Origin of the sequence: Bradyrhizobium lablabi, from assembly GCF_900141755.1 — a bacterium.
Classification (GTDB): Bacteria; Pseudomonadota; Alphaproteobacteria; order Rhizobiales; family Xanthobacteraceae; genus Bradyrhizobium; species Bradyrhizobium lablabi_A.
The window spans coordinates 3,505,585-3,528,047 of the sequence record NZ_LT670844.1 but is presented as its reverse complement, the minus strand read 5'-3'; the positions used below and the strand labels follow the sequence as shown (position 1 = coordinate 3,528,047).

At 62.0% G+C, this 22,463-nt stretch carries 20 protein-coding genes; 8 read left to right on the top strand and 12 right to left on the bottom strand.

Annotated elements, in window-relative coordinates; all coding sequences use genetic code 11:
• Nucleotides 1–115 precede the first annotated feature (115 nt).
• The 4 genes from B5526_RS16430 to B5526_RS16415 all read right to left on the bottom strand — a co-directional run bounded on the left by B5526_RS16430 (nucleotide 116) and on the right by B5526_RS16415 (nucleotide 3,802).
• Nucleotides 116–1,729: a benzoate-CoA ligase family protein gene (locus tag B5526_RS16430; protein WP_079539533.1), complete on the bottom strand. Its 1,614-nt coding sequence runs from the start codon at nucleotides 1,727–1,729 to the stop codon at nucleotides 116–118.
• Nucleotides 1,726–2,877, bottom strand: a complete 1,152-nt coding sequence (locus B5526_RS16425; RefSeq protein ID WP_079539531.1) for an FAD-dependent monooxygenase — start codon at nucleotides 2,875–2,877, stop codon at nucleotides 1,726–1,728. The genes B5526_RS16430 and B5526_RS16425 overlap by 4 nt, the downstream gene beginning before the upstream one ends.
• Nucleotides 2,878–2,989: 112 nt before the next feature.
• Nucleotides 2,990–3,199: a hypothetical protein gene (locus B5526_RS16420; protein WP_079539529.1), complete on the bottom strand. Its 210-nt coding sequence runs from the start codon at nucleotides 3,197–3,199 to the stop codon at nucleotides 2,990–2,992.
• Nucleotides 3,200–3,580: 381 nt separating this feature from the next.
• On the bottom strand, nucleotides 3,581–3,802 hold the full coding sequence (locus B5526_RS16415) for a cysteine rich repeat-containing protein (RefSeq protein WP_079545049.1): 222 nt from the start codon (nucleotides 3,800–3,802) through the stop codon (nucleotides 3,581–3,583).
• A gap of 91 nt (nucleotides 3,803–3,893) precedes the next feature.
• Between B5526_RS16415 and B5526_RS16410 the strand changes: the two genes are divergently transcribed.
• Complete coding sequence (locus B5526_RS16410) at nucleotides 3,894–4,250, top strand: hypothetical protein (RefSeq protein WP_079539527.1); 357 nt, start codon at nucleotides 3,894–3,896, stop codon at nucleotides 4,248–4,250.
• 56 nt (nucleotides 4,251–4,306) lie between these two features.
• On the opposite strand, the gene B5526_RS16405 is transcribed toward B5526_RS16410, so the two are convergent.
• The 3 genes from B5526_RS16405 to B5526_RS39015 all read right to left on the bottom strand — a co-directional run bounded on the left by B5526_RS16405 (nucleotide 4,307) and on the right by B5526_RS39015 (nucleotide 5,711).
• Nucleotides 4,307–5,158 carry a cysteine rich repeat-containing protein gene (locus B5526_RS16405; protein ID WP_079539525.1) on the bottom strand — a complete coding sequence of 284 codons (852 nt, stop codon included), beginning with the start codon at nucleotides 5,156–5,158 and terminating at the stop codon, nucleotides 4,307–4,309.
• Between the two features lie 77 nt (nucleotides 5,159–5,235).
• Nucleotides 5,236–5,460: a hypothetical protein gene (locus B5526_RS16400; RefSeq protein ID WP_079539523.1), complete on the bottom strand. Its 225-nt coding sequence runs from the start codon at nucleotides 5,458–5,460 to the stop codon at nucleotides 5,236–5,238.
• A complete protein-coding gene (locus B5526_RS39015; protein WP_244562439.1) occupies nucleotides 5,457–5,711 on the bottom strand; it encodes a hypothetical protein in 255 nt (84 codons plus the stop codon). Before B5526_RS39015 ends, B5526_RS16400 begins: the two co-directional genes overlap by 4 nt.
• Between B5526_RS39015 and B5526_RS16395 the strand changes: the two genes are divergently transcribed.
• The gene (locus B5526_RS16395) at nucleotides 5,599–6,726 is read left to right on the top strand and encodes an efflux RND transporter periplasmic adaptor subunit (RefSeq protein WP_244562365.1); all 1,128 of its coding nucleotides are present in this window, start codon (nucleotides 5,599–5,601) and stop codon (nucleotides 6,724–6,726) included. The two genes, B5526_RS39015 and B5526_RS16395, sit on opposite strands and share 113 nt — an antisense overlap.
• Nucleotides 6,727–6,734: 8 nt before the next feature.
• The gene (locus B5526_RS16390) at nucleotides 6,735–9,896 is read left to right on the top strand and encodes an efflux RND transporter permease subunit (protein ID WP_079539519.1); all 3,162 of its coding nucleotides are present in this window, start codon (nucleotides 6,735–6,737) and stop codon (nucleotides 9,894–9,896) included.
• Between the two features lie 21 nt (nucleotides 9,897–9,917).
• Here the strand turns inward: B5526_RS16390 and B5526_RS16385 are convergent, their stop codons facing one another.
• Both B5526_RS16385 and B5526_RS16380 read right to left on the bottom strand, forming a co-directional pair.
• Nucleotides 9,918–10,901: an ABC transporter substrate-binding protein gene (locus B5526_RS16385; protein WP_079539517.1), complete on the bottom strand. Its 984-nt coding sequence runs from the start codon at nucleotides 10,899–10,901 to the stop codon at nucleotides 9,918–9,920.
• A gap of 59 nt (nucleotides 10,902–10,960) precedes the next feature.
• The gene (locus tag B5526_RS16380) at nucleotides 10,961–11,962 is read right to left on the bottom strand and encodes an NADP-dependent oxidoreductase (RefSeq protein WP_079539515.1); all 1,002 of its coding nucleotides are present in this window, start codon (nucleotides 11,960–11,962) and stop codon (nucleotides 10,961–10,963) included.
• A 214-nt stretch (nucleotides 11,963–12,176) separates the two neighbouring features.
• Here B5526_RS16380 and B5526_RS16375 point away from each other — a divergent pair, with 214 nt between their 5' ends.
• Together B5526_RS16375 and B5526_RS16370 are read left to right on the top strand one after the other, a co-directional pair.
• Complete coding sequence (locus B5526_RS16375; RefSeq protein ID WP_079539513.1) at nucleotides 12,177–13,472, top strand: dicarboxylate/amino acid:cation symporter; 1,296 nt, start codon at nucleotides 12,177–12,179, stop codon at nucleotides 13,470–13,472.
• Nucleotides 13,473–13,484: 12 nt separating this feature from the next.
• On the top strand, nucleotides 13,485–14,411 hold the full coding sequence (locus tag B5526_RS16370) for an amino acid ABC transporter substrate-binding protein (protein WP_079539511.1): 927 nt from the start codon (nucleotides 13,485–13,487) through the stop codon (nucleotides 14,409–14,411).
• A 101-nt stretch (nucleotides 14,412–14,512) separates the two neighbouring features.
• Here B5526_RS16370 and B5526_RS16365 read toward each other — a convergent pair whose 3' ends face one another.
• Both B5526_RS16365 and B5526_RS16360 read right to left on the bottom strand, forming a co-directional pair.
• The gene (locus B5526_RS16365) at nucleotides 14,513–15,829 is read right to left on the bottom strand and encodes a bifunctional folylpolyglutamate synthase/dihydrofolate synthase (RefSeq protein ID WP_079539509.1); all 1,317 of its coding nucleotides are present in this window, start codon (nucleotides 15,827–15,829) and stop codon (nucleotides 14,513–14,515) included.
• Complete coding sequence (locus B5526_RS16360) at nucleotides 15,822–16,823, bottom strand: hypothetical protein (protein ID WP_079539507.1); 1,002 nt, start codon at nucleotides 16,821–16,823, stop codon at nucleotides 15,822–15,824. The genes B5526_RS16365 and B5526_RS16360 overlap by 8 nt, the downstream gene beginning before the upstream one ends.
• A 320-nt stretch (nucleotides 16,824–17,143) precedes the next feature.
• Between B5526_RS16360 and B5526_RS16355 the strand changes: the two genes are divergently transcribed.
• From B5526_RS16355 to B5526_RS16345, 3 genes are all read left to right on the top strand, one after another.
• A complete protein-coding gene (locus B5526_RS16355) occupies nucleotides 17,144–17,917 on the top strand; it encodes a ferredoxin--NADP reductase (protein ID WP_079539505.1) in 774 nt (257 codons plus the stop codon).
• Nucleotides 17,918–18,144: 227 nt separating this feature from the next.
• Nucleotides 18,145–19,017 (top strand): patatin-like phospholipase family protein, encoded by an 873-nt coding sequence (locus tag B5526_RS16350; protein ID WP_244562307.1) that lies wholly within the window; start codon nucleotides 18,145–18,147, stop codon nucleotides 19,015–19,017.
• Nucleotides 19,018–19,371: 354 nt separating this feature from the next.
• Nucleotides 19,372–20,997, top strand: a complete 1,626-nt coding sequence (locus B5526_RS16345) for an FMN-binding glutamate synthase family protein (RefSeq protein ID WP_079539500.1) — start codon at nucleotides 19,372–19,374, stop codon at nucleotides 20,995–20,997.
• A 145-nt stretch (nucleotides 20,998–21,142) separates the two neighbouring features.
• Here B5526_RS16345 and B5526_RS16340 read toward each other — a convergent pair whose 3' ends face one another.
• Nucleotides 21,143–22,453, bottom strand: a complete 1,311-nt coding sequence (locus B5526_RS16340; RefSeq protein ID WP_079545048.1) for an ABC transporter ATP-binding protein — start codon at nucleotides 22,451–22,453, stop codon at nucleotides 21,143–21,145.
• Between the last annotated feature and the right edge of the window lie 10 nt (nucleotides 22,454–22,463).

Genomic DNA, 22,463 nt, shown 5'->3' with positions numbered 1-22,463 from the left:
AGCGCGGCGGGTGGGGGAAATCTATCCACGTTTTCGACAGCTCGCTACTTGGCGGGCACCCCCACCCCAACCCTCCCCCGCAAGTGCGGGAGAGGGGGCGCAGCGGCGCAAGCCCCTACATCCGCAACACCGCCTGGCGGTCGATCTTGCCAGTGCCGGTCTTCGGCAATTCGTCGAGGAATTTTATCTCGCGCGGATATTTGTAAGGCAACAACTTCGCCTTCACAAAATCCTGCAATATTTTTGTCGTCGCGCTTGCGTCGTACTCGCGGCTGTTCATCACGACCACCGCCTTCAGCGTCATGCGCCGGTCCGGCAGCTCGGCGGCAAACACCGCGCATTCGCGCACCTCGGGATGCTCGGCGAGGCAAAGCTCGACCTCGAGCGGATAGACCCATTGCCCGGAAATTTTTATCAGATCATCGGCGCGGCCGCGGAAGAAATAAAAACCATCGCTGTCGCGGACAAAGCGGTCGCCGGTGTAGATCCACCCCTCCTCGCGGATAGTCTCCGCCGATTTGTCGGGTCGGTTCCAGTACAGCGGCGTTGAAGAATCGCCGCGCACCCACAAGATGCCCTCTTCGTTGTCGCCGACCTCGCGGCCGTCTTTGTCTTTCAGCGCGATTTCGTAGCCGGGCACGCGAAGTCCGGCGGCGCCGAGCTTTTTCTGATCGGCCAAGTTGGAGAGATAGATGTGCAGCACTTCGGTGGACCCGAGCCCTTCGACGATCTCGAGGCCGGTGAGTTTCTTCCAGCCGTTGAAAACTTCGGACGAGAGCACTTCGGCGGCGGAGAGCGCCATGCGCAGCGAGGAAAAATCCGCATCCGCCGCGCCCTCGGCTTTTGTCAAAGAGGTGTACAGCGTCGGCAGTCCGAAAAACACGCTGGGGCGGAAGCGTTCGATCGCTTCAAAGATCGCGGCCGGTTTTGGCTGGCTCGGCAGCAGCAGCGTCGCGGCGCCCGCCGAGAACGGAAAGGTGATCGAGTTGCCAAAGCCGTAGGCGAAAAACATTTTTGGCACCGAAAAGCAGATGTCATCGGGTGTGAGTTTCAGCACGTTGCGCGCGAAGGCCACCTCGCTATAGGCCATGTCGTGCTGCAGATGGACAATGCCTTTGGGGCGTCCGGTCGAGCCCGACGAATACATCCAGAATGCCATCTCGTCGCGGCCGGTATCGGCCTCGGCGAGTTCGGTGGCAAACGCGGCTAACCACGCTTCGGCGATAATCATGTCGGGTGCGGCGTGCTCGCCGGCCGCGCCGTTGACGACGATCAGCGTGCGCAATGGCGTGTCCTTGCAGGCGACCGCGTCGAAGCGGGCGCAAAACTCGGCATCGGTGACGGCAACGGAGGCGCCGGAATCCGCCAGATAAAATTGCAGCAGGTCGGATGGCGTCAGCGTGTTGATCAACAGCGGCACGAAGCCGGCGCGAACCGCGCCGAAGAACGCCGCCGGGTAGGCGGGCGTGTCGTCCAGAAACATCAGGATGCGGTCGCCGCGCTTGAGGCCCAGCGATACAAAGCCGTGGCCCCAACGCGAGGCGTCCACGCAGAGTTCCTTGTAGCTGCGGGTACCCAGCGGTCCCGTGAGCGCGAGCCTGCCGCCGTGGCCTTTGCCGAGATTGTCGAACAGGATACGGCTCGCATTATATTTGTCCGGGATCGCAAAGCCGATCTCCACAGCTCCTGGGCAATTGCCCGGGACGCGGTCTGTGATCTCCTGCATCATCGCTTTTCCCCGCTTCGCTGCGGCTGACGCCGCGAGGCCTCGTAGCGCGCCATGAAGGCCGGCGACATCGCGCGCAGGCGGGCATCGTCGATGCGCCCCGAGCGGGTGATGTAGCTATAGCCAAAATCCATCAGGTCGAGCTTCATATGTTCGGGAAATTTTTCGTACCAATCGGCGCTGGTGCGCGCCGCGGTGACCAGCTTCTTCACGATCGGCTGGCGCTCCGCCTGGTAGCGATTGAGCCCTGCGGCGATCTCGCCTTCCGCCTCCAGCGCCTTCACAAGCGCGATCGCGTCCTCGATCGCCAGCCGGGTCCCGGACCCAATTGAAAAATGCGCCGAATGCAGCGCGTCCCCGATCAACACCATGTTCTTGAACGACCAGCGCTCGTTCCAGACCCAGGGGAAATTGCGCCACACCGATTTGTTCGACACCAGCGCATGGCCGCCCAGCGTCGCCGCGAAGATGCGCTCGCAAATGGTCTTTGATTCTTCGATCGTCTTGTCCGCAAAGCCATAACGCTGCCAGGTCGGCAGATCGCATTCGACCAGGAACGTGCTCATGCCCTGCGAATAGCGGTAGTGATGTGCGTTGAACGCGCCGAGCTCGGTCTCGACAAAAGTCTGCGACAATGTCTCGAATCGTTTTGTCGTGCCGTACCAGGCGAATTTGTTCGGCGAATAGGACAAGGACGTCCCGAAATCGCCCTCAAGACTGCGGCGCACCAGCGAGTTCAGGCCGTCGGCCGCGACAATCAGGTCGTAGCCGGCCAGCGCGTCCACGGAAGCGACCTGCGTGTCGTAGCGCGGCATGACGCCCGCGGCGAAAGCGCGCTGTTGCAGGATCGTCAATAGATCGAGCCGGCCGATCGAGGAGAAGCCGACGCCGTCGATCTCGACGCTCTCGCCGCGCAAATTCAGCGTGATGTTCTTCCAGCTCTCCATCCTCGGCGCGATGGCATCGACGGTATCGGGGTCGTCGGCACGCAGGAATTCCAATGCCTGCTCGGAAAACACCACGCCGAAGCCCCAGGTGGCGCCGGCGGCGTTTTGCTCGAACAGATCGATCTCGGCGTCGGGGTGGCGCTGCTTCCACAGATACGCGAAATAAAGACCTCCGGGACCCCCTCCGATCACGGCGATGCGCACGGTCGCTCCTCCCAATTTGGCAGTATACTGACGATTTGTCGCCAGACTAATCGCTGCGCGGTCGCGGCGCTACCGTAAAATCGTAAGGAACCCGCTTATCCAGGAACCTGGCTCAGACACAGCGGCGAACCCAGACGCCATTCACCAGCACGCTGCGGCAGGCAGCGACCGGCCGGCGCACCACAACCGCGCCACGGGCGCCCGCACAGCCGGCGCGATAGACGCCGCGGGCGCAAACGACCGCATTGGCGTCAGTCGTCTCACAGGTCATGCTCGCGGCAAAGGCCACAACGGCAGATGCGATGAGCAAAAATGAACGCATGTTCTCCTCCCTCATTGCCCTCTTTTGATTTTTGTAATGTTCTGCGGACGCGCTTTGGGATGCGCCCGAAGCGTGTCATTTACGGGGCGCCTGCGCCCCCAGGTTGTTTCCACGCCGATCAGAGTTTCGGCGACGCTGTCGCGACACCGTGGTCAGCGGAACGTAGTGCGCTCGCTGGCTGTTGCCTAACCTCTCCCCGCTCTTCTGCGGAGAGAGCCCGAAATTCGCGGGAAGCGAATTTCGGGTGAGGGGCGAGGCACGACGCTTGGCAAAATCCTCGTTCTTGACGCGGCGACAGCCTCTCACCCCGACCCTCTCCCCGCGAAGAGCGGGGCGAGGGAGAAGCGAGACGCGACGAGCGGGGCGAGGGAGTGCACCTAGCTACTTCTTCTCCGCGGCAGCCAGCACCTTCTGGCAGGCCGGCGTCAGCTTGTCGCTCGATTTGGAGAGACAGGCGATGATCCGCCCGCCGCCCGGCGTGGTGCCTTTGCAAAATTTCTGATAGTCGCCCATGCAGGCATTGCGTTGCTCGGCGGTCAATTCCTGCGCGAACGCCGCTTCGGACACGCACAAGCCGGCCGCAATCATGATGACGCGTAACATCTGTAGTTTCATTTCTGAGGATCGTTATTGTTGCTTGAGCGCGGAATTATTGACTCCGACAAATCGCGGGTTGAGCACGCCAGGAGAAACCATGCAGGATATCAAAACCAGATGGCTTGCTTTCTACGCTGAACATCTCGAACAAGCCTGCACGCAAATTTTTGGTTACGCCGAAAGAATGATCGTCGCGACATTGATCATCTCGGCGGGCGCCCATGTTTCGAGCAACGAACCGGCGATCGTTCTGTTCGGCTATCTCCGTCATGGGCTGGTCGGGCTCGGCGTTGAGCTATTCGGCATCGTCCTTCTGATCCTGAATTTCGTCGACGGCCTTTCCAAGCTTGCAAGGCTGAAGTGGCACGCCGCCTACCAGATCGCGATGTCGCTCTGCTACTTCGTGCTGTCGGTCCGATTGGTCCAGTTGATCCTCGCTTTTCGCGGCGAATAGCCGGCGGTCGTGCAAAGCAATGCGGACCGCCGGCGGCTCATGTGCGCAATTCTCTCTTACTGCGCGGCGAACTGGCCCAGCACTTCCTTGCAGGCCGGCGACAGCGCGGCGGCCTGGCTCGCCAGACACTGGATGACGCGGCCACCGCCTACTTGAACGCCGGCGCAAAGCGAGCGGACGTCGCCGCCACATGCCGATCGCAGCACGAACAATTCTTCGCGCGGCCGCATCGGGCGCAGCGCCAGCGCGGGTGGCGGCGCCGCGGCGGGGGCTGCCGCTCCCGGACTTGCTGCCCCAGGACTTGCTGCCCCAGGACTTGCTGCCCCAGGACTTGCGGTCGCCGTATCCGCTGCCGGCGCGCCGCCTGCCGCCGGTGCGGCGCCGCCGCCGGTCGCGGCGCTGACGGCGGTCGCGCAGCCTGCGGAAACTTTCGACTTGTTCTTTTCCAGGCATTGCAGGGCAGGCGCGCCTCCGGTCGGCACGCCGGCACAGACTTTTTGATAATCGGAGCGGCACGCGCTGCGAATGGCCGAAATTTGCGCGCTGCTTGGCTTTTTCGCCGTGGTGCTCGCCGCAGCTTTGGGGGCTGCAGCCGGAGCCGTGGTCTCAGCAGTGCCCTTGGCCGGAGCGGCGGCAGGGGCGGTCTCGGCCTTGGGCGCGGCCGGGGCTTCTACCGCGCGCACGGCGGCCTGGCAGCCCGGCGCGAGGCTCGACATGTTTTTCTGCAGGCATTGCAGCGACGCCGCGCCGCCCGGCGGAATGCTGGCGCAATGGGCTTCATAATCCGAACGGCATTCGGACCGGATGGCGCCGCGTTGCGCATCGGTCGGCGCCTGCGAAAATGCGGGAGTCACTCCCATGAATATGACGGTTGCCAGTGGCACCCAACGCTTTAACGTGCTGATCATTTAAGAAATCCTTATCGTTGTCGCTTGAGCCGCCGCTGCAATCGAAGTGAAATTTCAAAAGAGGTGACAGACCAATGTTAGCGGCCGGCATCATGTTCGTTTTCGAGTGCCGGCGTCACTACCATGAATATGGTGGTTGCGATTGGCGCCCAACGTTTTAACGTGTCGATCATTTTGAGAAATCCTTCGCTGTCGCTTGAGCACCGCTGAAGTGAAATTTCAAAAGAGGTGACAGACCAATTTTCGCGGCCGGCATCATTTTCGGTTTCGGGTTTCACTGCAAGTAGATTGTTGCTATTCATGGATCGCGGAAAGCCGTGCTCAGAACAAATATCTTCGCAAGCGCAAAATTGAATGAGGCCACGGGAATGAAGCCTTCGTGTTCGCCAGCATGCATCACGTTGAACGGCAGCGTGGGGCAAGCAGCCGCCGCCTCCCGTATTGCTTTCGTCATATTCGCGTGCGTCGCATTAAGTGCCTGCGAACAAAATAGTTTTGTGCCGCCGCCGCCACCGAAGGTTGAGGTCGCGCCTCCCGTGGCGCGGAGTATCACGCGTTATCTCGAGGCCACCGGCAACACCGCGCCGATCAAGAGCGTCGATCTGGTCGCGCGGGTACAGGGCTTTCTGCAATCGATCAATTACCAGGACGGCACCTTCGTGAAGGAAGGCACGACGCTGTTCACGATCGAGCCCGATACCTACAAGCTAAAACTCGAGCAAGCCCAGGCCGCTGAGGCCGGCGCGCAGGCGTCGATGAAGCAGGCCGATGCCGATTTCAAGCGGCAGTCGGATCTGGTCGCGAGGCAAGCCGTGTCGCAGGCGACGCTGGATACGTCGACCTCCAACCGCGACAACGCCCAAGCCAATCTGCAGCAGGCCCAGGTCAACACCAGGATCGCCGAGGTCAATTTTGGCTATACCAAGGTGGTCGGGCCTTTCGACGGGATCGTCAGCGCGCATCTGATCTCGGTCGGCGAGCTGGTCGGCGCGTCGTCGCCGACACAGCTTGCGACCATCGTGGCGCTCGACCCGATCTACGTCAATTTCAACGTCAACGAACAGGATGTGCTGCGGATTCGGGCAGACGCCTTGCGGCGGGGACTGACGTCGGACGATCTCAAGCAGGTTGCGATCGAGGTCGGCTTGCAGACCGAAACCGGTTATCCGCACAAGGGCAAGCTCGACTATGCGGCGCCGACCGTCAACCAGTCGACCGGAACGCTGGCGGTGCGCGGCCTGCTGCCAAATCCCGATCGCGTCCTGTTGCCGGGGTATTATGTCCGCGTCCGCGTTCCGCTGGTGCAGCAGCACGACGCGTTGCTGGTGCCCGACGTCGCGCTCGGCAGCGATCAGGCCGGACGATATGTGCTGGTCGTGAACGGCGACAACGTCGTCGAGCAGCGCAAGGTGCAGACCGGGCCGGTCGAGGGCGATCTGCGCGTCATCGAAAGCGGCCTGAAGGCCGATGACCGCGTCGTCATCGCCGGATTATTGCGCGCGATCCCGGGCCAGAAAGTCGATCCGCAAGTGCAGAAGGCCGAAGCGGCGCCGGCAGCGGCCAAATAGGACCGGTCATGATTTCGAAATTCTTCATCGAGCGGCCGGTCCTTTCCAACGTCATCGCGATTTTGATGATCCTGATTGGCGGCGTGGCGCTGTTCAGCCTCGCGGTCGCGCAATATCCCGACGTGGTGCCGCCGACGGTGTCGGTCACGACGCGCTATCCCGGCGCCAGCGCCAAGACCGTGATCGACACCGTGGCGCTGCCGATCGAGCAGCAGGTCAACGGCGTTGAGGACATGCTCTATATGCAGTCCTATAGCGGCGCCGACGGCACCTATTCGCTCACCGTCACTTTCAAGATCGGCACCGACCTCAATTTCGCGCAGGTGTTGGTGCAGAACCGGGTGTCGAGCGCGCTGTCGCAGCTGCCGCAATCGGTGCAGAACCAGGGCGTCACGGTGCAGAAGAAGTCGACGGCGATCCTGCTGTTCGTGACCCTGACGTCGCCGAATTCGACCTATGACAGCCTGTTTCTCTCAAACTACGCCACCATCAACCTCCGCGACGAGCTGTCGCGACTGCCCGGCGTCGGCAATGTGACCGTGTTCGGCGCGGGCCAGTATTCGATGCGGGTATGGCTCGATCCGAACAAGCTGCAGGTCCGCGGGCTGATGCCGCAGGACGTCATCAACGCGATCCAGCAGCAGAGCCAGCAGGTCGCCGCCGGCCAGGTCGGCATGCCACCGACGCCTGCCGGACAGGCGTTTCAATATACGCTGAACGTCAACGGCCGGCTGGATGATCCCAGCGAATTCGAGGATGTGATCGTCAAGACCGGAAATAACGGCGACGTCACGCGCGTGCGCGACGTCGGCCGGGTCGAGCTCGGCGCGCAGACCTACAGTCAGGTGTTCTCGCTCAACAACAAGCCCGCCACCGGCATCGGCATCTTCCAGTCGCCCGGCGCCAACGCGCTCGATGTCGAGAGGGCGATCAAGAAGAAGATGACGACGCTCGCCGCCCAGTTCCCGCAGGACGTCAAATACGACACGCCGTTCGACACCACCAAATTCGTCTCGGCCTCGATCGACGAAGTCTACAAGACGTTGATCGAGGCCGGCTTCCTGGTGCTGGTCGTGATCCTGATCTTCCTGCAGGACTGGCGCGCGATGCTGGTGCCGGCCACCACCGTGCCGGTGACGATTATCGGCGCCTTCGCGGCGATGGCGGCGCTCGGCTTCACCATCAACCTCTCGACCCTGTTTGCGATCGTGCTCGCGATCGGCATCGTGGTGGACGACGCCATCGTCGTCGTCGAAGGCGCGGCCCATAATATCGAACGCGGCATGTCCGGCCATGACGCCGCGATCGCCGCGATGGATGCGCTGTTCGGGCCGATCATCGGCATCATGCTGGTGCTGATTTCGGTGTTCTTGCCGTCGGCCTTCCTGCCGGGATTGACCGGGCGAATGTACTCGCAATTCGCGCTGGTGATCGCCGCGACCGCGCTGCTCAGCGCCGTCAACGCCGCGACGCTGAAGCCGACGCAATGCGCGTTGTGGCTACGCCGGCCGGTGCCGCCCGAACAGCGCAACTTTTTCTATCGCGGCTTCAACGCGGTCTATGACCGTCTGGAGCGGGGCTACGGCCGGCTGATCGGCCGTATGGCCGAAAACAGCAACCTGTCGGTCATCGTCGCGCTGATCGTGATCGGCATTGGCGGCTACGGCCTGTCGCGGGTTCCGACCGGCTTCATTCCGATCGAGGATCAGGGCTATTTGCTCACCGCCGTGCAGTTGCCGGATGGCGCCGCGCTCGACCGCACCCAGCGCGTGCTCGATCAGGTCAGCGAACTGGCCGGCAAGTCCCCGGGCGTCAATCAGGTGATCAGCATTGCCGGCATATCGGCGCTCGATAATTCGTCGAGCCTTGCCAATGCCGGCGTCGCCTATCTGATCCTGAAGGACTGGAGCGAGCGCGGTCCGGGCGAGGATCTGCGGTCGCTGATCATCGGCCTGAACCAGAAACTGGCGGCGATCCCGGAAGCGCGGATCCTCGTGATTCCACCGCCGCCCATTCAAGGCATCGGCAATGCCGCCGGTTTCGCCATGCAGGTCGAGCTGCGCGATGGCAATTCCGACTTCGGCAAATTGCAGGCCATCACCGGCGCCATCGTCGCCAACGCGCAGACCCAGAGCGCGCTGCAGCGCGTTAACGCGCCGTTCCGTGCGATGGTGCCGCAGTTCGACGTCGAGGTTGACCGGGTCAAGACCCAGACCCTGCATGTCACGACCGACCAGGTCTTCTCGACGCTGTCCTCTTATCTCGGATCGAGCTACATCAACCAGTTCAACAAATTCGGCCGCACCTTTCAGGTCTACACCCAGGCCGACGCGAAGTTTCGCCTGACCCCGCGGGACATCGAAAACCTGATGGTGCGCAACAGCCAGGACGACATGATCCCGCTCGGGACGGTCGCGACCATCACGCCGACGGTCGGGCCCTCGCTGATCAGCCTGTACAATCTGTACCCGTCCGCGACCATCATCGGCCTGCCGGCCCAGGGCTACAGCTCCGGCCAGTCGATCGACCTGATGGAACAGATCGCCGCAAAAACCTTGCCGCCGGGGACTGGCTATGAGTGGACGGCGATGTCGTATCAGGAGAAATCCGTCGGCGGCCAGATCTACCTGGCGTTCGGCCTGGCTCTTCTTTTGGTGTACCTGGTGCTGGCCGGACAATATGAAAGCTGGTACGCGCCGATCTCCGTGATCCTCGCGGTGCCGCTCTCGCTGATCGGCCCGATGGCGGTGCTCACGGGCTTAAGGATCGAGAACAACCTCTATACCCAGATCGGGCTGATCCTCCTGATCGCGCTGTCGGCGAAGAACGCCATTCTGATCGTCGAGGTCGCGCTCGAATTGCATGTGCGCGACGGTAAGTCGCTAGTGGTATCGGCGGTAGAGGCGGCGCGCGCCCGCTTCCGGCCGATCCTGATGACGTCGTTTGCCTTCATCCTCGGCGTGGTGCCGCTGGTGCTCGCGAGCGGCGCCGGCGCCAGCGCCCGCAAATCGATCGGCATCACCGTGTTCTCCGGCATGATCGCCTCGACCTGCCTCGCCGTGCTGTTCGTGCCGAGCTTCTTTGTCGTGGTGCAGCGGTTCGAGAATTGGCTCACGTCGCACAAGGGAAAGGCGCCCGCGGCGCAGACGAGCCCGCAGGCCGGACATTGAGAGGCTTACGCCACGCGATCGCTATTCGATCACCTCGTCGGCGAGCGCGAGAAGCTTTGCCGGCACTTCAACCCCGAGTGCTTTGGCGGTCTTGAGGTTGATCACGAACTCGAACTTGGCGGACAGCATGACCGGAAGGTCACCCGGCTTCTCGCCCTTGAGAATCCGCCCCGCATAAACGCCCGCCTGACGATTCGCAGCAGCAAAGTTGGACCCGTAGCTCATCAAGCCGCCGGCCTCCGCAAACTCGCGCGCATAGTAGATCGCGGGCACCGCATGGTGCGCCGCCAGGGCGACCAGATGATCACGTTGACTGATGAAAAACGGGTCGGCGCTGACGACCAGGGCACCGGCCCGCTGTCGGACCAGGGTCGCGAAGGCCTGATCGAAATCGGCTCTTGTGCTGGCTTTTAGGACATCGAGATCCAGTCCAAGTCCCGCCGCCGCCAATTGGGTTTCTTTGGTCTGCGGCTCCGCATTCGTATTGTTCGGATTCACGAGCAAGGCAATTGAAGCGACTTTGGGTACGAGATCGCGCAGCAGTTCAAGTCGCTTCGCCCCCAACTCGACGCTAAGAAAACTTACGCCGGTAATATTTCCACCCGGCCGGTTAAGGCTGGTCACAAGACCGGACTCGATCGGATCGCTGCCAATCGCGAAAACGATTGGAATCGTCGTGGTCGCCGCCTTAGCAGCGAGGGCCGCGGGAATTGGGCTTGCCACAATCACAGCCACTCGGCGGCCAACCAGTTCCGCTGCTACCGTCGGCAATCGATTGTATTGGCCTCCCTCCGCCCAGTGGTATTGGATCGCGACGTTCTGGCCCTCGACGTAGCCGGTTTCGCCAAGGCCCTGACGAAACGCGGCAACAAATCGCGGATTGGTCGTAAAGCTGCTGAGAAATCCGATTACTGGCATTGCCGGCTGCTGCGCGCGCGTGCAATCCGGCCACGCGCCCGCCGCTCCTATGCCGCCGAGAAGCGTGATGAAATCCCTGCGTCGCACGAGTCTCCCCTAACTGGAGATTACGAGTCCACGCTTTAGTTCGCCTCGACCTCCGAGCCTTACACCTTCACCATCCGCTTGCCGCGGTTTTCACCGGCCAATAATCCAATCAGCGCCTTCGGCGTGTTCTCCAGCCCGTTGATGACGTCCTCCTGGACCTTCAGTTTGCCGGAGGCGACCCAGGATTGCAGATCGCTCAGCGCCTCATCGCGTTGATCCATGAAGTCCATCACAATAAAACCCTGCATGATGAGACGTTTTACGACGATCAGGCCGGGCACGCCGCGCGGGCCATGCGCCGACGGCACGCCGTCATATTGCGAGATCGCGCCGCAGCAGGCGATGCGGCCGCGATTGTTCATCTGCGACAGACACGCCTCGAGAATGTCGCCGCCGACATTGTCGAAATAGACATCGATGCCGTTGGGCGCCGCGGCCTTGAGCGCCTTGAACACCGCGCCGTCCTTGTAATCGACCGCGGCATCGAAGCCGAGCTCACGCGTCAGCCAGTTGCACTTGTCCTTGCCGCCGGCGATGCCGACGACCTTGCAGCCTTTGATCTTGGCGATCTGGCCGACGATCGAGCCGACCGAACCGGCCGCGGCTGACACCACGACGGTCTCGCCGGCTTTAGGCTTGCCGATGTCGAGCAGTCCGAAATAGGCGGTGAGGCCGGCGATGCCGTAGACGCTGAGCAGATGCGTCATCGGCTCGACCTTCGGCATCTTGGTCAGATGTTTTGCGGGGACAGCCGCGTAATCCTGCCAGCCGGTATCGCCGAACACAATGTCGCCCGGCGCAAGCCCCGGCGCCTTCGACGATACCACCTCGCCGATGCCGCCGCCGGCCATCACTGTGTTGGCCTCGACCGCCGCGCGATAGGTCGCGCCGTGCATCCAGGCCCGGTTGGCGGCATCGAGCGAGATGTAGCGCAGGCGCACCAGCACCTCGCCGTCCTTGGGCTCGGGGATGGTCGCCTTGGCCATCTTGAAATGCTCCGGCCCTAGTTTCCCAGCCGGCTTCTCGACCAGCAAGACCTGTCGGTTGACGGTGTCGCTCATGGCTTTCTCTCCCCTCGAAGTGACGCTTCTTGATGCAATTGACGCGCAGGAAACGCGCACCCTGCACACATTGTGCGTTGCGCACGACGCTAGTCGGCGGACGTTCATCCCGCAACGGGAACATTGTAGCAAACCCGTCGATCCGGGGAAGCGAGTTGCGTCGCCCCCAAAATCTGCCAAACTCGTCGCCGCCGGAACTTACGGGGGTAAGCAAATGTCGAACAGGTTTACGCAATATATTCTGGTCGCGATGGCGCTCGGCATCGTGATGGGGGCGCTGATCTTCAATTATCTTCCCGATATAAGGGCGGATATCGCCGCTGACGTAAACCTGATCGCGATGCTGTTCCTGCGCCTGATCAAGATGATCATCGCGCCCTTGGTGTTCGCAACACTGGTCGGCGGCATCGCCCATATGGGCAGCGGCGCCAAGCTGGGGCGGATTTTTGCGAAAACCATGGGTTGGTTCGTCAGCGCGTCCTTTATCTCGCTGCTGCTCGGCCTCGTGATGGTGAATCTGCTGCAGCCCGGTGCGAATTTCCCCGGCACTTTGCCGGACAAGACGCAATCCACGGGCTTGCCGGTGTCGGCCTTCTCGATCGAAAAATTCCTGACCCATCTGATTCCGACCTCGATCGCGGATGCGATGGCGCAGAATGAGATCCTGCAAATCGTGGTGTTCGCGGTGTTCTTCTCGGTCGCGATGGGCGCGATGCCCGAGCGCTCGAAGCCGATCCTTTCGCTGATCGATGACCTCGGCCACATCATGCTGAAGGTGACGAGCTATGTCATGCTGTTCGCGCCGATCGCGGTGTGGGCGGCGATCACCGCGACGGTGGCGAAGAACGGTCTATTGGTGCTGTGGAAGCTCGTGGTCTTCATGGGCGGCTTCTATCTCTCGCTGATGATCCTGTGGGGCATCCTGGTCATGGTCGGGTTCGTCGTCATCGGGCCGAGATACAGCCATCTGCTGCGGCTGATCCGCGAACCGCTGATGATCGCGTTCTCGACCGCAAGCTCGGAGGCCGCCTACCCGAAGACGCTCGAAGGCCTCAACCGCTTCGGCGCCTCGTCGCGGATTTCGAGTTTCGTGCTGCCGCTCGGCTATTCCTTCAATCTCGACGGCACGATGATGTACTGCACCTTTGCCTCGATCTTTATCGCGCAGACCTACAAGATCGAAATGTCGCTCGGCACCCAGCTGGCGATGCTGGCGACCTTGATGATCACCTCGAAAGGCGTCGCCGGTGTTCCCCGCGCCTCGCTGGTGGTGATCGCCTCGACCTTGAGCCAGTTCGGCATTCCCGAGGCGGGGCTGTTGATGATCATGGGCATCGATACGTTCCTCGACATGGGACGCAGCGCCACCAATGTGATCGGCAACTCGCTGGCAACCGCGGTGGTGGCGAAGTGGGAGGGCGAACTCGCGCCCGAACACGCGCTTGGCCCCGACGACGTCGTGCCGCCGGATATGATCGCCGGCGAAATTCCCGCGATGGCCGGCCATTGATGGGAGGAAACCATGCGCCAAACCCTGGGGCGATCTGTCCCGGCCTGCGGCCTGTTGTTGGTAGCGTGTCTATTGACAACGGCCGCGAGCGCCCAGACCGGCGGCGAAGGGCTTAGCCCGACGCTCGCCAACATCAAGAAGACCCATGTCGTGCATCTCGGCTATCGCGAGGCTTCGCCGCCGTTTTCGTTTCTCGATCAGGCCAACCGGCCGATCGGCTACAGCCTCGAGCTCTGCGAAGCGATCGTCGACGAGATCGGTGTCGAGGTCGACGACGCCAATTTGAAGATCGAATATGTCAAGGTCACCTCGGATGACCGCATTCCGGCGGTGCTGCAGAACAAGATCGACCTCGAATGCGGGTCGACCACCGCCAACGCGGAGCGCGCCAAGCAGGTGGCGTTCTCGCCGCTGATGTTCGTCGCCGGCACCAAACTGATGGTGCCGAAGGCATCAAACATCTCGGCGGCAACCGACCTGAAGGGAAAGACCGTGGTGGTGACAAAGGGCACCACCAACGAGCAGGCGATGCATAATGTCGACAAGAAGTTCTCGCTCGGCCTGAACATCGTCACGGCCGGCGACCACGAGCAATCCTACCAAATGGTAGTCGACGGCAAGGCCGACGCGTTCGCGACCGACGACATTCTGCTGTACGGCCTGATCGTGCGGCACAAGGCGCAGGACAAGTTTAAAGTCACCGGCGATTATCTGTCCTACGATCCCTACGGCATCATGTTCCGCAAGGGCGAGCCGCAGCTTGCGGCGGTGGTGGAACGCACCTTCCACAAGCTCGGTTCGAACCGTGACCTGATCCCGCTCTACAACAAATGGTTCGTCGCACGGCTGCCGACCGGCGAGAAGCTCAACGTCCCGATCTCGCCGCAGCTCGAGGAGGCCTTTCACGTGCTCAACGATACCGAGGGCACGAGTAACTGACCGTCATTGCGAGCGCAGCGAAGCAATCCATGGCACCGAGTATTGGCTGAGAGTGGATTGCTTCGTCGCGTTGCTCCTCGCAATGACGAGGTGAGACCTCGTTAGAAAAAATCCAAATCCGGTGCGCGGCCGCCGCTCGCGACGACCGCGTATTCGATCGCCAAAAATAATCCGCCGGCCACATAGATCTTTCGGCTCTCCGACGCGGCGAGCCTCTCGCTCAAGCTCACGGCGTCCTCGATGGTTTTTGCGATGTGAACGGCCGCCTGCGGGTTGGCCTTGCGCGCCGTAGTCGCAATCGTCTCGGCGTCCGCGCCCTTATGGTGCGCCATGGTGCAGATAATAGTGTCGAACGACGGCGCCAGCGCGCCCACGATCTCACCTGCCTTCTTGTCGCGGGAAACGCCGGTGACGAGCACCCAGCCCTCTTCACCGTAGATCGCCTTCAGGCTGGCGAGCGATTGCCTGATGCCGTCAGGCGTATGGCCGACGTCGATCAAGGTGAGCGGGTCTTGCCTGATGACTTCGAGACGGCCGGGCCAGCGCACCTCGCGCAGCCCCGATCGCACGGCTAATTCGATGGCAGCGCGCCTTTCGCCGGGTCGCTTGTCCTGCAGCCAGAGCAGGAACAAAGCGGTCGCGATCGCCGCATTGTTGAACTGAAAGGCGCCGAGCAGGTTGGTTTCGAGGGCGCGAAAATCATAAGCTTCGAGCGCGAAGTCGAACCGCTGCGTCGACGAGGAGCTGGCTTCGCCGCCGATCCCGATTTGGTCGTGGACAAACAGCGGCATGACCCCGCGAAAGCGGTTATATTCGGTCAGATGCGGCGCGAGCTTTCGGCAATTTTCGCCATAGACGATCGTGCCGCCAGACGCGCAGGCGTCGCTTTTGTCGGACGCGATCAGTTCCAGGGAATGGCCGAGCAATTCGACATGCTCGTAATCGACCGACGTCACGCAAGTGGTGCGCGCGCCGACCAGACGGACCGGGTCGTAGCGGCCGCCGATGCCGGCCTCGAACACGGCGAAATCGCAATCGCTCTCCTGAAAATGCAGGCAGGCCAGTGCGAACATCGCCTCAAAGCTTCCGAATTTTTCACCGCCGCGTTGCGTGATATCGGCAATGGCGGCCGTGATCCGCGAAGCAAGCCGCGCGAGGTCATCGTCGGCAACAGGCTTGCCATCGACCTGAAACCGTTCGTTGACACGATAGAGGTGCGGCGAGGTGAACAGCCCCGTTCGCAAGCCGTAGGCGCGGGCGATGCCGGCGCAGAACGCTGCCGTTGAACCCTTGCCGTTCGACCCCGTCACCACCACCGACATGCGCGACAGCCTTGCGCGATCGATCGCGAGCGCGTCGAGTAACGCCGCCAGCCGCGCCAGGCAGACCCCGTCGCCGTATTTTGGCAGATCAAACACCCAATAATCCCATCGCCAGAAATGTGTGCTGCCAGATTTTCAGGATCAGGTCGCCGCGGCCGGACTCTTCCAGGAGCCGGATCGACGGATTGGAGTTCACCTCGATGATCCCGATCGCCTTGGGATCACCGCCGATATCGGTGAAGAGATCGACGGCGGCAACCCGCAGTCCGAGCGTCCGCGCGGCCTTGCGCGCCAGCGCGATGGCCGCATCGGAATAGGGCGCCTCGATCACCATCGTTCCGCCCGCGCTGAGGTTGGTCCGCCCGGGAATGTTCCAGCGCTCGCCCTTTGCCAGCACTGTGTCGAGCGAAACATCGTGGCTGGCGGCAGCGGGTGAAAGTCCGCGCGAGCGCAAGGCCGCGTTATGCGTGGTCAGGAGATCGCGGATCGGGCTAATGCCATCGCCCAGCAAAAAGGGCGGATATTTTCGCGCCGAATAGACCACTTCGTCATCCAGCAGGAAAATCCGGTGTTCTAATCCAGTGACAGCGCGCTGGACCAAGACCGCATCGTAATATTTCGAGACCTCATCAAAATATCCAACCAGCGCCGCTTCGCCGTGAAGCACTTGCGCGAAATCGCCGCGCGATCCCTGCAGCGGCTTGATGAACGCCGTGCCGCCCAGTCTTCTGAAATACGCGAGCGCGTCTTCGCGCTCATGGCCCGCGGGGCGATGGGCGCGGTGTCGGTCATGCAGAAAGAAATATTCGCCGCCGAGCGTGGCGATGCCGGCGTCTTGGAGGATCTTGTTGGTGAAATATTTGTCCGATGCCAGCGTCGAGGCCGTGGCGCCGTTTTGCGGATACCACGAAGCACGCCCGGCGCCGAAATGGACGCTTTTGGTCTTTGAGGCCACGGTGAACAGGAGTCCCGTTCCGCCGTCCTTGTCCTGAAACGCGAGGCCGAATTGCGCGCAGGCGAATTCCGCATAGACCGCCTGGTCCGGATAAAAACCCGGCTTTCCCGATCGAAATGTCTCAAGGCTGCGCATGCGATATCAGGCGATCTGGCATTTTGTTTTGAGATTTTACTCTTAACGAAATTTTTGCCCTCGTGGGGCAATTAACTGCTCGATCGGAGCCCGATTCCAGCAAGTTAATTGCGCGACGGCGGCGATCCGCAGCAAAGCTTTTCCGTAGCCGAACCGGCCGCCAATTTCGCCCGTCAAATGCGCGTCGATGTGTGTTGACTATCACTGACAGCAGTCTATTTGAAACGCTAAATCATCAGATATTGCAGGGGTTTTTGCCTCTTCCGGGGCCGAACCCACGTGATCCTTCTACACCAGGCGACAACGGAAAACCAAATCCCATGAGCGCATTTAATAGAGAGAAAGTTCTTTCTGTCCGGCACTGGACCGACACGCTTTTCAGCTTCCGAGCCACCCGCAGTTCCGGCTTTCGATTCCAGAACGGCCAGTTCGCCATGATCGGGCTCGAGGTCGATGGCCGCCCCTTGTTGCGCGCCTACAGCATGGCGAGCGCCAATCACGAGGAGGAATTGGAATTCTTCTCGATCAAGGTCGCCGATGGGCCGCTGACCTCGCGGCTGCAGAAGATCAAAGAGGGCGACACCATCCTGGTTGGGCGCAAGGCAACCGGCACGCTCGTTTCGGACAATCTCATTCCCGGAAAGCGCCTGCTGCTTCTGTCGACCGGAACGGGTCTCGCGCCGTTCGCGAGCCTCATAAAGGATCCAGACGTCTATGAGCAGTTTGAAACCATCGTGCTGGTCCATGGCTGCCGGCAGGTTTCCGAACTCGCTTATGGAGAAGAGCTGGTGGCAAAACTGCGCGACGACGAATTGTTCGGACCGCTCTTGACCGAGAAGCTGGTGTATTATCCGACCGTCACCCGCGAACCGTTCCGCAACCGCGGCCGCATCACCGACCTGATCACCTCAGAACAGTTGTTCAACGATATCGGCCAGGGCCCGCTCTCACTCGAAACCGACCGCATCATGATGTGCGGCAGCCCGGCGATGCTGGAAGAATTGCGCGCCATGTTCGACGCGCGCGGTTTTCTCGAAGGCAATCACAGCGAGCCCGGCCACTTTGTGATCGAAAAGGCGTTCGTGGAGCGGTAACACGCTGTCGTCCCGGCCTTGAGCGGGGACCCATAACCACCGCTCGCTGTTGTTGCGCCGGGCCGTGGCCCCAGCGTTCGCAAACCCACCCATCGGTGGTTATGGGTCCCCGCGTGCGCGGGGACGACGATAGGCTCGTGCCAGTAGCACGCCGTCCCCACCCGCTGCTATAACGCCAGCCAACGTCGCACATCCCAATGCGACGACACCGGGAGCGAACGAAAACCTTGCTGACATCCAACCGAGCCAGCCCGGTCAAGACGGCCTTCGTCTTCGCAGGCGGCGGCAGTTTTGGCGCGATCCAGGTCGGCATGATGCACGCGCTCGCCGCCCACGGAATATCAGCGGATATGGTGGTCGGCTCCAGCGTCGGCGCGCTGAACGGGGCCTACTATGCCGGCGATCCGACGCTCAAAGGCGTGCTGCAGCTCGAAACCATCTGGCGCGGGTTGCAGCGGCATGACGTTTTTCCGGTGACGTGGCGGACGCTGGTGGGATTTGTCTGGCGGCGGGATTTTCTGATCCCGAATGACGGCATCCGCAAGCTGATCGACGACCATATTCCCTATCGAAATCTGGAAGACGCAAAGCTCCCGGTGCATATCGTCACCACGGATATCCTCTCGGGCGACAGCATCGTGTTGTCGGAGGGTTCGACCGCGGACGCCATTGTCGCCTCGACCGCAATCCCCGGCGCTTTCGCGCCGGTCCGCTACAAGGATCTCTATCTCGCCGACGGCGCGATCTCCTCCAACACGCCGGTCCGGATCGCGGTCAAAAAGGGCGCGCGGCGCCTGATCATCCTGCCGACCGGCTATGCCTGCGCGGAGCACGCGCCGCCGAGCGGCGCGGTGGCGAACGCGCTGCACGCGCTGACGCTGCTGATCGCGCGGCAACTGGTGAGCGAATTGGAGGGCCTCCACCCCGGTATAGAATATTACGTGGTCCCGCCATTGTGTCCGCTGGTCGGATCGCCCTATGATTTCACCCGAACCGCCGATCATATCGAGCGCGCGATCCAGAGCACCGACGCTTGGCTGGCGCAAAGCGGCCTCGAGCAACGCGGGATTCCGCATGAGATGCGCCCGCACGGTCATTGAGCCGTGCCTCCGCATCCGCTCCTCATCCTGAGGAGCGCGCTTTGCGCGCGTCTCGAAGGATGGCCAGAGGCACCGCTCGGGCCGCATGGTTCGAGACGGCGCAAGTGCGCCTCCTCACCATGAGGGGCTGGCATCGCAAGCTCGGGGCCGCCTACGTTGCACCGCAATAAGACTCATACCGGGTAATATACCCGGTCACCGGACCGATTGATTGCAGACCGGCGGATTGGCTAGCCTGATGGCTGTCATATCCATGACCTGTCCGCGAAATATCGTGTACAGCATTGGTCCGTTAGTTGGAATAAACTGCGGCCGACAACAATAAACAACGGAAGAATCTGCCTGAGGGGTCCCATGGAAACACTGATGCTTCCGTTCTCGCCGCGCTTCATCGTTCTGACGATTTGCGGCGTCGTGACGGCCTTGCTGCTTGGGCTTGGGATCTTCGATCGCAAGGTGTTCGATCTGGTCCTGATACCGATCCTCATTTTTGGCGGGCTGACGGCTCTCGGCATTCGCGACCTCTTGCAGCAAAATCACGCGGTGTTGCGAAACTATCCGATCTCGGCGCATCTGCGCTTCCTGCTGGAAGAGATCCGCCCCGAGATGCGGCAATACTTCTTCGAGAGCGAGAAGGACGGCATGCCGTTCAGTCGCGACACCCGTTCGCTGATCTATCAGCGCGCCAAGATGGTGCTCGACAAGCGGCCGTTCGGAACGCAAGAGGATGTCTATCGCGAGGGTTATGAATGGATCCACCATTCGGTGGCGCCGAAAGCACGTGCCGACGCGAATTTCCGCGTCACCATCGGCGGGCCGGATTGCGTCAAGCCGTATTCGGCATCGGTGTTCAACATCTCGGCGATGAGTTTTGGCGCGCTTAGTCCGAACGCGGTGCGGGCGCTGAATGCGGGTGCGAAAAAGGGCGGCTTCGCGCATGACACCGGCGAGGGCGGCGTCAGCCCCTATCATCGCGAGAACGGCGGCGACCTGATCTGGGAGGTCGGCTCCGGCTATTTCGGCTGCCGCAACCGCGACGGCTCGTTCAATCCGGAAGAATTTTCCCGCGTCGCGTCCGACGACCAGATCAAGATGGTCGAACTCAAGGTCAGCCAGGGCGCCAAGCCCGGCCATGGCGGCGTGCTTCCGGCGGCCAAGGTTTCCGAGGAGATATCAAGGATCAGGGGCGTCGCGATGGGCGAGGACTGCATTTCGCCGGCGACCCACCGGGCGTTTTCGACGCCGCTGGAAATGATGGCCTTCATCGGCGAGATGCGGCGGCTGTCCGGCGGCAAGCCGGCCGGCTTCAAGCTTTGCATCGGCCACCCCTGGGAATTTCTGGCGATCTGCAAGGCAATGCTGCAGACGGGGATCTATCCGGATTTCATCGTGGTCGACGGCAATGAAGGCGGCACCGGCGCGGCGCCGCTGGAATTCATGGACCATATGGGCATGCCGATGCGCGAGGGCGTCAACTTCGTTCATAACGCGCTGGTCGGCATCAATGCGCGCGATCGTATCCGGATCGGCGCCGCCGGCAAGATCGCGACCGCCTTCGACATGGCGCGCGCGATGGCGATCGGCGCCGACTGGTGCAATTCGGCCCGCGGCTTCATGTTCGCGCTCGGCTGCATCCAGTCGCTGTCCTGCCACACCGACCGCTGCCCGACCGGCGTGACCACCCAGGACCCGACCCGCCAGCGCGCGCTGGTGGTGCCGCACAAGGTGGAGCGGGTCTACAATTATCACCACGCCACCCTGCACGCGCTGGCTGAATTGATCGCCGCCGCGGGCCTCGAACATCCGCAGGAATTGCGGCCGATCCATTTCTCGCAGCGATCTTCCACGACCGAGGTGCGTTCCTTCGCGCAGCTCTATCCCTCGCTGCTGCCGGGCGAACTGATCGACGGCACCAGCGATCCGCGTTTTCGCGACGGCTGGGCGCTGGCGCGCGCGGAGTCGTTCGCGCCGGGGGGTTAGGGTTCTCTCGTCGTCCCTGCGAAAGCAGGGACCCATAACCACAGGGTTCAGTTGTTTTAGAAAGCCGTCGGCCATCGTGCCCAAAGCGCGGCCGCGGCGTATGGGTCCCTGCTTTTCGCAGGGACGACCAAATAAAAATCCGCCGCTAGTGCGGGTTTTCCAGACTGAACGTTTCCGACTGCTCGTCATAGGCGAACAATTCCGCATATCGCGCCCATGAGACGATGGTTTTCAGCGTCTCATCGGCCTGGTCTTCCGCCATGTAATCCTCAAGCTCGTTGCGGAAGCGCGCTTCGGGCGCGGTGTGCGAGGGGCGCTCGTCGAGCACCCGGCGGATCAACCCCATCACCGGCACATAATTGATCAGATGCTCGGCGAAGAGTTTTTTGCGGGCGTCGGTCTCCAGGTGCGCAAAGCGCATGCCGGCTTCCGTCAGGATCAAATCGCCTTCGTTCAATTGAGCAAACCTCAAAAGTTGCAGCGATTCGCCGAGGTGGAAGATCTCGTCGGCTTCGAGCTGCAGGCTGTTGGCGAGCACGGGCATGTCCGCGCGCCCGTTATAGGGCGGTGCCGCCAGCGTTTCGATCAGGCCGGACAGCACGTTGGAGGAGACGTGCTGGAGGATCATGCCGACGCCGGTGCCGTGGATGCCCTCGATCGCCGGCGCGCGCGGCTCGGCGCGCTGTGTCATGCGGGCATAGATGCTGTCGACGAGCTGGCGGAAGGTCGGATCGAGGCGATTGCGCGGGTGCGGCAGGTCGACCTTGATCTCGGCGGCGACCCGGCCGGGGTTGGAGGAAAACACCAGGATGCGGTCGCACATCAACACCGCTTCCTCGATGTTGTGCGTCACCATCAGCACCGATTTGATCGGCAGCCTTCCTTCGATCCAGAGATCGACCAGGTCGGTGCGCAGCGTCTCGGCGGTCAATACATCGAGCGCCGAAAACGGCTCGTCCATCAGCAGCAAATCCGGATGAACCACCAGCGCCCGGGCAAAGCCGACGCGCTGGCGCATGCCGCCCGACAATTCCTTCGGGTAGGCGGATTCGAAACCGTCGAGGCCGATCAGGTCGATCGCGGCGAGCGCGCGCTTGCGGCGCTCGGCGGCGTCGATCCCGAGCGCCTCCAGTCCGAGTTCGACGTTCTGCAGCACGGTCAGCCATGGAAACAGCGCGAACGACTGAAACACCATGGAGACGCCGTTCGGCGGGCCGACGATCGTCTCGCCGCGGCATTTGGCGTCGCCCGAGGACGGCGCGATCAGTCCGGCGATGATCCGCAGCAATGTCGACTTGCCCGATCCGGAGCGGCCGAGCAGGCCGACGATTTCGCCGGCATGAATGGTCAGGTCGACTTTTTCCAGCACCTGCAGGTCCTCGCCGCTGCCTTTCGGAAACGACCGGCAGACGCCGCGGATCTCGAGCAAATTGGCCTTTGTGGTTTGATCGAGCATGATTGTCCCC